The organism is Brevirhabdus pacifica (assembly GCF_002797755.1).
Classification (GTDB): Bacteria; Pseudomonadota; Alphaproteobacteria; order Rhodobacterales; family Rhodobacteraceae; genus Brevirhabdus; species Brevirhabdus pacifica.
Genome location: NZ_PGFI01000011.1, coordinates 1,871,913 through 1,884,880 on the forward strand (window position 1 = coordinate 1,871,913; position 12,968 = coordinate 1,884,880).

Below are 12,968 nucleotides of genomic sequence, written 5' to 3' on the forward strand. Positions count from 1 at the left end.
AACATCAGGGAGGAAAACGATGTCACTACTCAAATACATGAAGTCGGTCGCGGCGGTTGCGGCGATTGCACTGCCGGGCGCCGTCTCGGCACAGTCGGTCGAGGAGTTCTATTCCGGCAAGACGCTGGAGCTTTACATCGGCTACAGCGTCGGCGGCGGCTACGACACCTATGCGCGCGTGATCGCCTCGCACATGGGCAAGCACATCCCGGGCAACCCCACGATCGTTGCCACCAACATGCCCGGCGCCGGCAGCCTGCGCCTGGCGAACTGGCTTTACGAGGCCGCGCCGCGTGACGGTTCGGTCATCGGGACCATCGCCCGCGCCGCCCCCTTTGAGCCGCTGCTCCAGAATGAGGCCGCGACCTTCGATGCTGCCAAGTTCAACTACATCGGCAACGCCAACACCGAGTATTCGCTTTGCGCCGCGATGTCCGACGCCGACATCTCGAATATCGACGATCTGCGCGCCAAGGAACTGCTTGTCGGCGGCACGGGTGCGGCCTCGGACCCCAACAAACAGGCCAATGTCGCCAACACGGCGCTGGGAACCAAGATGAAGATCATCGACGGCTATCCCGGCGGCAACGACATCGTCCTCGCGATGGAGCGCGGCGAGGTCATGGGCCGCTGTGGCTGGTCGTGGTCCACCATCAAGGCGACCAAGGCCGATCTTCTCGAAAGCGGCAAGATCAAGCTGCTGCTCCAGTTCGCCGCCAAATCGCACCCTGAACTGACCGAGGTCCCGCTTGTCACCGACATCGCCGAGACCGACGAGGCGAAGGGCATGCTCAACTTCATCATCGCACCGCAGGAAATGGGCCGCCCCTATGTCGCCCCTCCCGGCGTGCCGCAGGACCGTGTGGACGCGCTGCGCAAGGCGTTCATGGACACGATGCAGGATCCCGAGTTCCTGAAGGCCGCGGCCGAGGCCGGGCTTGAGATCACCCCCTCCGACGGGGAGCAGCTTCAGCAGATCGTCGAGTCGGTCTACGCAACCGACCCCGCGGTCATCGCGAAGGTGATCGAAGCCACCAACTGAGAAGGCGCGGCGACCGGCCCGGTGCCGGTCGTCGCCAATCGCGCTGCCAGAAGACGGCCGGGGAGGGAAGGTCATGGGTCTGAAAGATATCCTGGTGCCCTATAACGGCAGCAGCTCGGCAAGCCACGCCCTCGCACAGGCGCTGTCCCTGGCATCCGAGCGTGACGGCCACGTCACCGGATGCTTCCCGTACGAAGCCTCACAACTCCTGGGCCCCTCGACCTGCCGATGAGCCGCGGCCTGAGAGAGGAATTCCGCAAGATCGCGGAGCGCCTGGAGAACGAGGCGCGCAAGACCGTCGAGGCCCGTTTTTTCCAGGAGGCCGAGACCTTCGCCGCGCAGGACAGGCTTCACTGCCTCAAGCTTGCTGGCAATGCCGACCTGGCCATCACCAAGGCCGCACGGCATTACGACCTGACAGTGCTGGGGGCCCGTGCCCACGATGACGACCCGGAAACCCGCCAGGTCCGTCCCGATGTAATTGCCCTGCGCAGCGGCAAGCCCGTCCTCATCGTGCCAGGCCGCAAGCCCGGCACGTCGCTGGGGCGCCGCGTGGTCATCGGCTGGGACGGCAAGCGCGCGGCCGCGCGCACGGTGGGCGAGTTGCTGCAACTGTTCGGTCCCGTCGACGAGGCGTTCGTGCTTCGCATCGGCCCGCCCGACGAGGCCGCCGATTACTGGAGCGAGCAGCTGTGCGCCCATTTCGCCCGGCACGACAGCGTCGCATCGCCCGTGCGACGCGACGCGCGCGGATCCATCGCTAGGACGATCCTGGGCTTTTGCGAGGAGGTCGGCGCCGACCTGCTGGCGATGGGCGCCTACGAGCATTCGAAGTTCAGCGAGGATGTGCTGGGCGGCACGACGAACGACATTCTGAAACATCTGAACATTCCCGTTTTCATGGCCCATTGAGCGCTGCGCGACCGGCCCTCCTGCCGGGTTTCACGCGCGTATTCTCCGGTTCGGAAATCGCGGAAAGAAAGAACAAAGGTCTCGACGCAAAATGATCGAAAGCCTCGCTGACGCATTATTCCTGGTCCTGCAATTCGAGCGGCTGATCTACCTGGCAGCGGGGGTGATGCTGGGCCTGATGCTGGGCATCCTGCCCGGCGTGGGCGGCGTGGCCGGCATGGCCCTGCTGCTGCCCTTCACCTTCGGGATGGACCCGATCGCGGCCTTTGCCTTCATGCTGGGCCTGTCGTCCGTGGCGGCCACCTCCGATACCATCCCGGCGGTGCTGTTCGGCGTGCCGGGCACGCAGGCCTCACAGGCGACTGTGATCGACGGTCACGCCATGGCCCGCAAGGGCGAAGCGGGCCGGGCGCTGGCCGCCGCTTATGTCTCGTCGGTGATTGGCGGGTTGTTCGGCGCCTTCCTTCTGGCGCTGACGATCCCCATCCTGCGCCCCGTCATGCTTTACATCGGCTCGCCCGAGCTACTGGCCTGTTCGATCTTCGGGATTTCCATGGTCGCGGTCCTGGCCGGAAGCTCCCCCCTGCGCGGACTGGGGGTCGCGGGGTTCGGCATCTTGCTTTCCATGATCGGCAGCGATCCCCAGGGCGGTGATTTGCGCTGGACGCTTGGGACGACCTATCTTTACGACGGGCTGCCGCTGCTGCCCATCGCGCTGGGGCTTTTCGCCCTGCCCGAGCTTTGCGACCTGGCGATCCGCCGCGTGGCCATTGCCAGCAAGACCCGCCACGAGGTCCGCGAAGGGATGCTGCGCGGGGCCCAAGACGCGTTGCGCAACTGGTGGCTGATCCTGCGCTGTTCGGGGATCGGCGCGGCGCTTGGCGCCATGCCGGGGCTGGGATCCTCCATCATCGACTGGTTCGCCTATGGCTTTGCCGCACGCAACGTAAAGGGCGCCCGCGAAAGCTTTGGTACGGGCGACGTGCGCGGCGTGATCGCCCCCGAAAGCGCCAACAACGCCGCCACCAGCGGTGCGCTGGTCCCGACCATCGCCTTCGGTGTGCCCGGAAGCGCCAGCATGGCCATCCTGCTTGGCGCCTTCCTCATCCATGGCCTGCAACCCGGGCCGGCGATGCTGACCACCAATCTGTCGATCACCTATTCCATGGTCTGGAGTGTCGCCATCGCCAACATCCTCGGCGCGGGCGTCTGCTTTGCCATGAGCGGTCAGATGGCCAAGATCGCGACGCTTCGCTACACGCTCATCATGCCGATGATCCTCAGCATCGTTTACCTGGGCGCATTTCAGGGCAACCGGGATTGGGGCGATCTGTTCGCACTGCTTGCGTTTGGCGTCCTGGGTTGGGTGATGAAAAGCCTCCGCTGGCCGCGCCCGCCGCTGATTCTCGGCTTCGTGCTGGGCGCAATCATCGAACGCTATCTGTTCATCTCCATCGCCCGCTATTCCTACGAATGGCTTTTGCGGCCCGCCGTCCTCGTGCTGCTGCTCGCGGCGGTGGTGATGGTGCTGCGTCCCTTCATCGGCGAAATCATCGAGCGGCGCCGCAGCGGCGCCCAGGGACTGCCCTTCCACGCGCCGACCTTCCACCTCACCGACATCTTCACGGGCCTTCTGGTCGTGGCGGTCGGCTGGATGGTGTTCGAGGCCGCGGGCTTTTCCGACAAGGCAAGGCTTGCCCCTCTCAGCGTCGGCATCGCCACCTTCGCGGTGCTGGTCCTCAGCCTTCTGAACCAGGTGCTGCGCCGGCCGGGCCGCGCGGCGGCGGTCGGGGTGGCCGGCGGGGCCGTCCGCAAGGAGGTGCACCTCGACCTGGTGGAGGATTATCAGGGCCTGTCGGTGGGCACGGTCGTCCTGCGCGGATCGATCTTCTTCGGCTGGATGCTGGCTTTCATGGCACTGATGGCCCTGATCGGCCTCATCCCGACCGTCTTCCTGTTCATCGTGGCCTACATGCGCCTCGAGAACCGCGAGCCGTGGAAGCTGGTCCTGCCGATCGCCCTGGGAACCACCACGTTCATCTACGTGGTCTTCGACGTGTTCCTGACCATCCCCTGGCCAAGCACGGTGCTGGGCACGCTGGTGCCGGCGCTCAAGTCGCTGCCATCGATCTGAGGCTGGTATCGACCATCAAGGGGGCGCCGCGGCGCCCCTTTTCGTGTCCGGGATCTGGGGGCGACACCAGAGACCCGAAATCAGTCGGCGTTATCCAGGTTGGCGATGACCTTGGACAGCATCTTGCGCAGGGCTGCTTTCTGCGTCTCGCGAAAACCGCGCAGGGCGATGTCGTTCACCTCCACGGCAAGCGGTACAAGTTCGGCCTCAAGCGCGCGCCCCGCCTCCGTCAGCTCGATATAGACGGTCTTCTTGTCGCCGTCCCGCTTGCGCCGGGTGACATAGCCCAGCTTGTCGAGGGCCTGAACGGCCGTCACCGTCGCCGGCTTTGCAATGCTTGCCCGGAGGCTGAGCTCGGTCACGCTCAGAGAATCCTGATTCCAGAGGATGCGCAGGATCGTCCAGTGGCTGTAGGCAATGTCATGCCTGGCCAGTCGATCCTGCAAGGCCCGGGAGGTGGCCTTGCTGGCCAGTTTCAGCAGGTGCGCCATGCGATCGGCATTGGGGTTGTGTAACATGTTCCGCTCCTGGCCGCTGTCCGGTTCTTGCGCCCGGCGCCTACCGCATATTGGTAGGCCATTAACGATATCAGATATGAATAAGTCAACATACGCTGACGGAATAGAGATTTTTGACCGTTGACGACTCGCGCTACTATTGTTATTCGCTTAACAATATCTGCGGGGCGACCCACGTGCGCCGACACAGCCAAGAGAAGGAAGCCTGAGATGCTGACCCAAGAACAGAACGACATGCTCACTCGCGTTGGTGCCGGAACGCCCGCGGGGGAGCTGATGCGGCGCTACTGGCACCCCATCGCCGCGATGGAGGACCTGAAGGAAAAATGGTCCATCCCGGTGCGCATCCTGGGCGAGGATCTGGTGCTGTTTCGTGACCGCCAGGGCCGTCTTGGCCTGCTGGATCGCCACTGTCCCCACCGCCGCGCATCGCTTGTGAACGGTATCCCCACCCAGGAGGGCATCCGCTGCCCCTACCACGGCTGGGCCTTCGGACATGACGGGCAGTGCCTGGAACAGCCGAACGAGCCCGAAGGCTCCTCCTTCTGCCAGAAGATCAAGACCAAGGCCTACAAGGTCGAGGAGCTGGGCGGCATGATCTGGGCCTACATGGGGCCCGACCCCGCCCCCCTGCTGCCGCGCGTCGACGGCTTTGTCGAGCCTGGCACCGTCCGGATGATGGGTCGGACCGTCATCCCGATCAACTGGCTCCAGGCCATGGAAAACTCGCTCGACCCGATCCATACCGAGTGGCTGCACGGCCACCTCTACGAGTTCGTGAAAGAGCAGGAGAACGTGAAGGTCGCGATCAGCGCGCCCCACGCCAAGATCGCTTTCAAGGAATTCGAATACGGCATCACCAAGCACCGGCTGCTGGTGGGCCAGTCCGAGGAATCCGACGACTGGAAGGTCGGCCACCCGATCATGTTCCCCAACACCCTGTCGGTCGGAAACGGCGACGAGAACTCGCGCTACTACGCGTTCCAGATCCGTGTCCCCATGGATGACGAGAACACGCTTCACATTTGGTATACGGCCTACGTGCCGCCCGCGGACGCCAAGGTGCCCGCCCACCTGACCGAGAAGCTTCACACCTACGAGGTGCCGATCTACGACGAGAACGGCGAGTTCATCGTCGACAATGTCGACGGCCAGGACATGATGGCCTGGATTTCCCAGGGCCGGATCACCGACCGCACCGCCGAGAACCTCGGCTCGACCGACCAGGGCGTCGCCGCCTACCGCCGGATGCTGCGCCGCGAGATCAAGAAGGTCGAGGCGGGCGAGGATCCGATGTGCGTCTTCCGCGATCCCGCCGAGAACGAGCGGATCGACCTGCCCAACGAGAAGAAGAAGCACCACAACAGCGACGGCATGAAAAGCTGGCTGATGCGGACCCATATGCGCTTCTCGCCGATCCTCGACGACCTTGTCGAAATCTACGAGCCCAGCAAGGAAGAGCTTCTGACCGCCGACGCGGTCTGATCCCCGCCCTTGCGGGGCAGAGGCATCCCCTGCCCCGACCTGAAGATCCCGCCGGCATCATAGCCGGCGGGAAATCCCCTCCCCTCCGAAAGTGCGCGCAATGATCCGATTGGGACTGATAGGCCTAGGGGCGGCAGCCCAGGCGTTCCTGACGCCCCTGAGGCGGCACGGGGAATTTGCCGTCGCCGCCGCCTGCGATCCCCGCCCCGAGGCGCGCGACGATTTCACCGCCGCCTTCGACCGGCCCGCCTTCGACACGATCGCCGGGCTTCTGGGCGCGGGCCTGTGCGACGCGATCTACATCGGCACCCCGACCGAGCTGCACCACGAGCATGCGATGGCCGCGCTTGAGGCGGGAATGCATGTTCTGCTGGAAAAACCCATGTGCATCCGCGCCGAGGATGGCTTTGCCCTGGCCCGCGCCGCCGAGGCGCGGGGCCTGACGCTGGTCGTCGGACATTCGCACAGCCACGATCTGCCCATTCGCACCATGCGCGAAATCATCCGCTCGGGCCGTCTGGGTGCGGTCCGGATGGTCAACAGCTGGTGCTACACCGATTGGGTCTACCGCCCCCGCCGGCCCGAAGAGCTGCGCCCCGAACTGGGCGGCGGCGTGACCTATCGCCAAGGCGCGCATCAGTTCGACATTCTGCGAAGCCTGTGCGGCGACCGGATCGTTTCGGTCACCGGTCACGCCTTCGATTTCGACCCCGACCGCAGCACGATCGGCGCCCACAGCGCGACGCTGAGCTTTGCCAACGGCGCCGTCGGAACTGCCGTCTACAGCGGCTATGGCCATTTCGGCTCCGCCGACCTGACGGGAAATGTGGGCGAATGGGGCTACCCGGCCACGCCATTGCGCCGGGCCTCCGGCGCTGCGGCACGCCCCGAAGATGAGCTGAAGGCAAAACGCGCCCGCGCCAAGTCAGCCATCGGCAGCGACGCGCCCCACCAGCCCCATTTCGGCCTGACCCTGGTGAGTTGCGAGAAGGGCGACATGCGCCAATCACCCGACGGGTTGCTGATCTACACGGCGGACGGATGCGAGGAAGTGCCCCTCGACAACAGCCGCACCCCGCGGGAGCTGGTGCTTGACGAATTCGCGGCGGCAATCGGCGGCGAGCCACCCCTGCACGATGGCTTCTGGGGGGCCTCCATCGTCTCCGTCTGCGACGCGGTGCTTGAATCCGCCCGCACCGGCCGGCCCGTCGCCCTGCCCCAAACCTGAACGAATTTCCTGGAGCGTCCAAAGATGAAGATTACGGCCACGACGAACGACACGGCGACCGGTGCCACGCTTTCGGTCACCCTGGGCGACGAGACCCTGAACGGGACCTGCGATGTCGCGGAGATCGACGCGGCAATCGCCGAGCTGGTCGCCCTTCGGGCACAGATGAGCCCGGCACGAAAGGTCGAGCATACCCCCGGAGAGACGCAGGTCTACGAATGCGACAACCTGCTGTGGGATACCCTGCCCGATCCGTCCCGCCGGGGCGTGATGATCGCTCATTACCACGGCGGCCTGGGGTGGGTGACGGTGCGCCTGTCGCGCGCCCAGCTTGAGGATCTGGTGACGGACATCCAGTTCTCCCTCGCCGATCTTGCACGGCTGCCGGGGTTCCAGAACGCGCGTGCGCTGGCGGTGGACAACGCGGACTGATCCGGGGTTGGGCGGTCGGGACACGGACGCCGCCGTCTGAAGAACGAGACTTACGGTTGCCCCCATGAAGAGCGGCAGCCGGCACATCAAGGGGAGCTGAATGATGAACTATCCGGAATTGCGGGAAAAACTGGTCCAGGCCGGGCGGGTGCTGTGTGCCAATGGTCAGGATGACCTGACCCGGGGACATGTCTCGGCACGGCTGCCGGACAACCCGGATCTTTTCCTCATGAAGCCGCATTCGGTGGGGCTCGATGAACTCACTCCCGAGTGTCTGCTGACCATCGACCTCGACGGCAATGTCGTCGCAGGCGACGGCCGCCGCCATAGCGAGGCGTTCATCCACACCGAGGTTTTCCGCGCCCGGCCCGACGTGGGGGCGATCCTGCACACCCACCCCACCTATTGCGTCGCCCTGACCGCGGCCGGCACGCCCCTGCGCCCGGCAAGCCAACCGGCGGCCCTGTTCCACCAGATGCTTGGCCTCTACGACGATACGATCAACCTGATCCGCACCCCCGAGATGGGACAGGGCGTTGCCCGCGCCCTTGGCGACATGCGTGCCGTCCTGCTCAAGCATCATGGCATCGTCTGCACGGGCGAGACGGTCGAGGAGGCCGTGATCGGGGCGATCATGCTGGAAAACGCCGCGATGATTCAGCTTCTTGCCGACGCCAGCGGCAACCGCGCCGAGGCGTTCTCCGACGAGGACATCGCCAAGCTTCGCGATGCCCTGGGCAAGCAGGAACAGTTCACCATCAATTTCGACTACCTGGTCCGCCGCCTGGCCTGAGCCCGGCAAGCGGATCGACAAACTGACAGGAAAGGTGCCCGGATGGAGATGCGACAACTGAAGGTCGGAAGCACGCGCATCGTGGCCAGCGACATACACGAATATGTGCTGGTCGATCCCGATGGGCGCGCGCTGCCCCCCTTCACCCCCGGCGCGCATGTCCATGTCTCGGTTCCCGCGGGCGGCACGCGGCAATATTCACTGCTCAACGACCCGGCCGAGCGCGACGCCTACCGGATCGCGATCAAGCGTGAGAACGAGGGGCAAGGCGGCTCACGCAGCTTTGTCGATACGGTCTCGGCCGGCGACATGGTCGAGGTATCGGCACCGGCCAACGACTTCCAGCTTGGACAGGATGGCGAGCGGGTCATCCTCATCGCGGGGGGCATTGGCATCACGCCCATCCTCAGCATGGCGCGATACCTGCACCGCACCGGCGAGCGGCCTTTCCACATGTATTACCTGACGCGCGACCCCGCGCAGACCGCCTATCTGGACGAGATCACGTCGGCCCCGTTCGCAAAGAACGTGACCATCCATCACGACATGGGCGATCCCGCCCGGTCACTGGACCTTCAGGCCCTTCTGGCCGAGCAGGACGGCGCGGTCCTTTACTGCTGCGGGCCGACGGGTCTTCTGCACGCCGTGCGCGCGGCCGCCTCCCACTGGGGCCGGGGCGATGTGCGGTTCGAGGATTTCGGCACCACCCCCGCCCCCCAGGCCGAGGATGGCGAGGGTTTCCAGGTCCGCGTGGCAGGCCACGAGGGGGCCTTCCGCGTGCCGGCGGACAAATCCATCCTCGAGGTGCTGAATGAAGCGGGGCTTGAAATGCCAAGCTCCTGCGAGGCGGGGACATGCGGAACCTGCCGGATGCGCCTGATCGAGGGCGAGGCCGATCACCGCGACCTGGTGCTTTTCGACGACGAGATGGAGGACAGCATCATCATCTGCTGCTCGCGCGCGAAAAGCCCCGAGATCACCATCGGATTTCCGGAATAATCCGGGCGCCCGCTCAGACTTTCGCCGTTTCTCCCGCCTCCTTGGCGATCACCTCCAGCCCGCGGATGGCGAAACGCTCGGCCAGGGGGGCCAGGGTCGCGGCCTCGTCCGAGGTGGCATTGCCGGCCCGCGCCCTGTCCGCGATGCCGACGAAGATCACCGCGAAACGGAACAAGGCGAAGGCCATGTGAAACGCCCCAAGGGGCGCGGTCGGGCGGGCATGTGCATGATATTCCGCCTCGAATTCGGTCCGGGTCGGAACGCCCGCCCCCTCCCAGCCGCTGCCCATCAGCCCGCCGTATTCATCCGGGGATGTCAGCCAGGGCATGACGCAGAAGCCCAAGTCCGCAAGCGGATGCCCAAGTGTCGAAAGCTCCCAGTCGAGCACACCGATCACCCGCGGCTCGGTGGGGTGGTAGATCATGTTGCCTAGACGAAAATCGCCATGCGCAATCGAGACCGCGCCGTCATCTTCCGGCATGTGCGACGTCAGCCAGTCGAGCAGCCGGTCCAGCGCCGGGACCGCGCCCCCCGGGCGTTCGCGATACTGGCGGCCCCAGCGCCTGATCTGACGCTCGAAATAATTGCCGGGCTTGCCGAAATCGCCCAGGCCCACCGCCTCGGGCCGGACCGCGTGCAGCCTCGCCAGCGTGCGCGCCATGTCGAGGTAGATCTCCCGCCGCTCCGCGGGGGCCAGACCCGGCAAGGCGCAATCGGAAAAGACCCGACCTTCCAGCCGCTCCATCAGGTAGAAGGGCGTGCCGAGAATGGCCGCGTCCTCCTCCAGCCACAGGGCCCTGGGCACGGGAACCTCGCTGCCCTCCAGGGCGCGCAGGACCCGGAACTCACGCTCGATCGCGTGGGCGCCGGGCAGGATCGGACCCGCGGGTTTCTTGCGCAGGACCATCCGCGCCCGGCCCCAGTCCACATACCAGGTCGGGTTGGACTGGCCGCCGCCGATCCGCTCGGTCCCCAGGTCATTCCCGGGCATCCTGTCTGCAAGCCATGTCTTCAGCGCGGCCAGGTCCAGATCGCTCATTCCGCCGCGACCCCTTTGCGGACCTCTTGGGTCTGCCAGGTCCAGAAGTCGCGCCCCTCCTCGGCCAGGAAGCGGTGCAGCACCATCTGGTGCACCTCGTCCGCGCCATCGACCAGCCGGGCCTGCCGGGCATAGCGGTAGATCCATTCAAGCACCGTGTCGCGGCTGTAGCCGCGCGCGCCGTTAACCTGGATCGCCACGTCGGCGGCCTTGTGCAGCAGGTTGGCGACGTGGATCTTGGCCATCGAGACCTCCTTGCGGGCGAAGCTGCCCTGATCCAGCGCCCAGGCGGCCTTCATCACCAGCAGGCGGCCAATCTCGATCCCCATGGCCAGATCGCCCATCTTGATCTGGATGCTCTCCCGGTCCGACAGGCGGATGCCGAACCCGTGCCGGTTCTGGGCGTATTCCTGCGCGATCTCGGTGCAGCGCTTGGCCAGTCCCAGCCAGCGCATGCAATGGGTCAGCCGCGCCGGGCCAAGGCGCATCTGCGTGACCTTCAGGCCCAGCCCCTCGCCCAGCAGCACCCGGTCGGCGGGCAGCCGCATGTCCTGATAGACCAGCTCGCAATGACCGCCATGCTCCTCGGGGCCCATGATCGGAATGCGCCGGTCGATGTGCCAGCCCGGATCCTCGCGGTGGTGGAGAAAGGCCGTCAGCCCCCGGCGCGGATCGTCCGATGTGCGCGCCATCAGGATGAAATGCGATGCGTCCTCTGCCCCGGTGATGAACCATTTGCGCCCCCGGATGACGTAGGACTCCCCGTCCTTCGTCGCGGTGGTCAGCATCATCCCCGGGTCCGATCCGCCGCCCGGATGCGGCTCGGTCATGGCAAAGGCCGAGCGGACCTTGCCCTGCACGATGGGTTGCAGCCAACGCTCTTTCTGTGCGTCGGTCGCGGCCTGTTCCAGGACCATCATGTTGCCGTCGTCCGGCGCGGCCGAGTTAAAGACGACAGGCCCGAAGATCGAGCGGTTCATCTCCTCGTAGCAGGCGGCCATGCCGACGCGGCCCAGCTCCTGACCGCCCGTCTCGCGCCTGAGCTGGAGGCACCAGAGCCCTTCCGCGCGGGCCTTTTCGCGCAGCATCTCAAGCGGTTCTGCAGCGATGTTGTCATGGGCGTCCCAGTTGGAACGATCCTCTTCGACCGGCAGAACCTCCTCCTCGACAAAACGGGCGATGCGGGCGCGGAAATCCTCGACGCGGGGGGAAAGCGTGAAATCCATGACTCAGACCCCTTCCAGCACAAGGCTCGCACCCGCGTCCGCACCCGGCCTGCCGGTCAGGGTGACGGTGACGCCCGGCTTGAGGTCCGGGTTGCCGTCTGCGGACCGGACCGACCCGGCGCGCGCCCCGTGGGTGCAGGAGGTGGCGTAGATGGTTTTCATGGCAGGGATCCTTCAGGGGATGAGAATGGTGGTGCCCGTGGTCGCGCGGCTTTCAAGGGCGTCATGCGCCTCGGCGGCGCGGGTCAGGGCGAACCGGTTGGGCGCCTCTGGCCGCAGCGTGCCGTCGGAAAGGGCCGCGAACAGGGCCCCTGCCCGGCGCTGTAGATCCTGCGTGTGCGCGATGAAGTGGAAAAGCACCGGGCGCGTGGCCATGAAAGAACCCTTGGCCAGGTCCGAGAAGGCGAAATCCGTGATCGGCCCCGAGGCCTGTCCGAAATTCACGAAGGTTCCGTGCGGGCGCAGGCAGTCCAGCGATCCGCGCCAGGTGTCGGCGCCGACGCTGTCGTAGACTGCGTGAACCAGGCGCCCCTCGGTTAATTCCTTGACGCGGGCGACAAAATCCTCGGCGCGGTAGTCGATTACCGCGTCATACCCATGCGCCATCGCCAGCGCGACCTTCTCGGGACCGCCCGCCGTGCCGATGGCGTGCACGCCCTTGGCCCGCAGCCATTGGCCCAGCAACAGGCCCACGCCCCCGGCGGCGGCATGGACCAGCACCGTATCGCCCCGGGCGACCGGATAGCTGTCGTGGATCAGGTAATGGGCCGTCAGCCCCTTCAGGATCATGCCCGCCGCCATCTCGGTCGAGATCCCGTCGGGAAGCTTCAGCAGCCGGTCGGCGGCGATCACCCGGGCACTGGCATAGGCACCCAGCGGATGGGTGTAGCCGACCCGGTCGCCGGGGCGCAGGTCGCTGACCCCCGGGCCCACCCGCTCGACCACGCCGGCCGCTTCCGAGCCGGGGACAAGGTCCCGGGGCGTCGCCCAAGGGTAGGCGCCGCTGCGGTGGTAGATGTCGAGGAAGTTCAGCCCGATCGCCTCATGGCGGACCAGCACCTCGCCCGCCCCGGGCGGATCGAGCGTGATCTCCCGGCGTTCAAGAACCTCCGAGCCGCCGGGCTCGCGGGCGATGATGACGTAATCCTGCATGGTTCCTC

14 protein-coding genes are annotated in these 12,968 nt (G+C 66.0%); 9 read left to right on the top strand and 5 right to left on the bottom strand.

The features are described 5' to 3' along the window. Nucleotides 1-19 precede the first annotated feature (19 nt). From CLV77_RS09050 to CLV77_RS09060, 4 genes are all read left to right on the top strand, one after another. The gene (locus CLV77_RS09050) at nucleotides 20-1,042 is read left to right on the top strand and encodes a Bug family tripartite tricarboxylate transporter substrate binding protein (protein ID WP_076980842.1); all 1,023 of its coding nucleotides are present in this window, start codon (nucleotides 20-22) and stop codon (nucleotides 1,040-1,042) included. A 73-nt stretch (nucleotides 1,043-1,115) separates the two neighbouring features. Continuing rightward, the gene (locus CLV77_RS16340) at nucleotides 1,116-1,274 is read left to right on the top strand and encodes a universal stress protein (protein ID WP_144023311.1); all 159 of its coding nucleotides are present in this window, start codon (nucleotides 1,116-1,118) and stop codon (nucleotides 1,272-1,274) included. Then, entirely contained in the window at nucleotides 1,271-1,954 is a 684-nt protein-coding gene (locus tag CLV77_RS09055) for a universal stress protein (RefSeq protein WP_076980841.1), read from the top strand. The genes CLV77_RS16340 and CLV77_RS09055 overlap by 4 nt, the downstream gene beginning before the upstream one ends. A 91-nt stretch (nucleotides 1,955-2,045) precedes the next feature. Next, entirely contained in the window at nucleotides 2,046-4,088 is a 2,043-nt protein-coding gene (locus CLV77_RS09060; RefSeq protein WP_076980840.1) for a tripartite tricarboxylate transporter permease, read from the top strand. A gap of 80 nt (nucleotides 4,089-4,168) precedes the next feature. Here CLV77_RS09060 and CLV77_RS09065 read toward each other — a convergent pair whose 3' ends face one another. Further along, nucleotides 4,169-4,606, bottom strand: coding sequence for a MarR family winged helix-turn-helix transcriptional regulator (locus CLV77_RS09065; protein WP_076980839.1), 438 nt, complete (start codon nucleotides 4,604-4,606; stop codon nucleotides 4,169-4,171). 210 nt (nucleotides 4,607-4,816) lie between these two features. Here CLV77_RS09065 and CLV77_RS09070 point away from each other — a divergent pair, with 210 nt between their 5' ends. The 5 genes from CLV77_RS09070 to CLV77_RS09090 all read left to right on the top strand — a co-directional run bounded on the left by CLV77_RS09070 (nucleotide 4,817) and on the right by CLV77_RS09090 (nucleotide 9,543). Continuing rightward, nucleotides 4,817-6,091, top strand: a complete 1,275-nt coding sequence (locus CLV77_RS09070; protein ID WP_076980838.1) for an aromatic ring-hydroxylating dioxygenase subunit alpha — start codon at nucleotides 4,817-4,819, stop codon at nucleotides 6,089-6,091. Nucleotides 6,092-6,191: 100 nt separating this feature from the next. Further along, nucleotides 6,192-7,319 carry a Gfo/Idh/MocA family oxidoreductase gene (locus CLV77_RS09075; RefSeq protein ID WP_076980837.1) on the top strand — a complete coding sequence of 376 codons (1,128 nt, stop codon included), beginning with the start codon at nucleotides 6,192-6,194 and terminating at the stop codon, nucleotides 7,317-7,319. Nucleotides 7,320-7,343: 24 nt separating this feature from the next. Continuing rightward, nucleotides 7,344-7,751, top strand: coding sequence for a hypothetical protein (locus CLV77_RS09080; protein WP_076980836.1), 408 nt, complete (start codon nucleotides 7,344-7,346; stop codon nucleotides 7,749-7,751). A 100-nt stretch (nucleotides 7,752-7,851) separates the two neighbouring features. After that, nucleotides 7,852-8,544 carry a class II aldolase/adducin family protein gene (locus CLV77_RS09085; RefSeq protein WP_197685750.1) on the top strand — a complete coding sequence of 231 codons (693 nt, stop codon included), beginning with the start codon at nucleotides 7,852-7,854 and terminating at the stop codon, nucleotides 8,542-8,544. Between the two features lie 42 nt (nucleotides 8,545-8,586). After that, the gene (locus CLV77_RS09090) at nucleotides 8,587-9,543 is read left to right on the top strand and encodes a PDR/VanB family oxidoreductase (RefSeq protein WP_076980835.1); all 957 of its coding nucleotides are present in this window, start codon (nucleotides 8,587-8,589) and stop codon (nucleotides 9,541-9,543) included. Between the two features lie 13 nt (nucleotides 9,544-9,556). On the opposite strand, the gene CLV77_RS09095 is transcribed toward CLV77_RS09090, so the two are convergent. Genes CLV77_RS09095 through CLV77_RS09105 form a run of 4 tightly spaced genes read right to left on the bottom strand, consistent with a single transcriptional unit; the run spans nucleotide 9,557 to nucleotide 12,960 of the window. After that, the gene (locus CLV77_RS09095; protein WP_076980834.1) at nucleotides 9,557-10,582 is read right to left on the bottom strand and encodes a phosphotransferase family protein; all 1,026 of its coding nucleotides are present in this window, start codon (nucleotides 10,580-10,582) and stop codon (nucleotides 9,557-9,559) included. After that, nucleotides 10,579-11,808, bottom strand: a complete 1,230-nt coding sequence (locus tag CLV77_RS09100) for an acyl-CoA dehydrogenase family protein (protein ID WP_076980833.1) — start codon at nucleotides 11,806-11,808, stop codon at nucleotides 10,579-10,581. The genes CLV77_RS09095 and CLV77_RS09100 overlap by 4 nt, the downstream gene beginning before the upstream one ends. 3 nt (nucleotides 11,809-11,811) lie before the next feature. Beyond that, nucleotides 11,812-11,970, bottom strand: a complete 159-nt coding sequence (locus CLV77_RS16345; RefSeq protein WP_157802034.1) for a hypothetical protein — start codon at nucleotides 11,968-11,970, stop codon at nucleotides 11,812-11,814. A 12-nt stretch (nucleotides 11,971-11,982) separates the two neighbouring features. Next, complete coding sequence (locus CLV77_RS09105) at nucleotides 11,983-12,960, bottom strand: quinone oxidoreductase family protein (protein WP_076980832.1); 978 nt, start codon at nucleotides 12,958-12,960, stop codon at nucleotides 11,983-11,985. Between the last annotated feature and the right edge of the window lie 8 nt (nucleotides 12,961-12,968).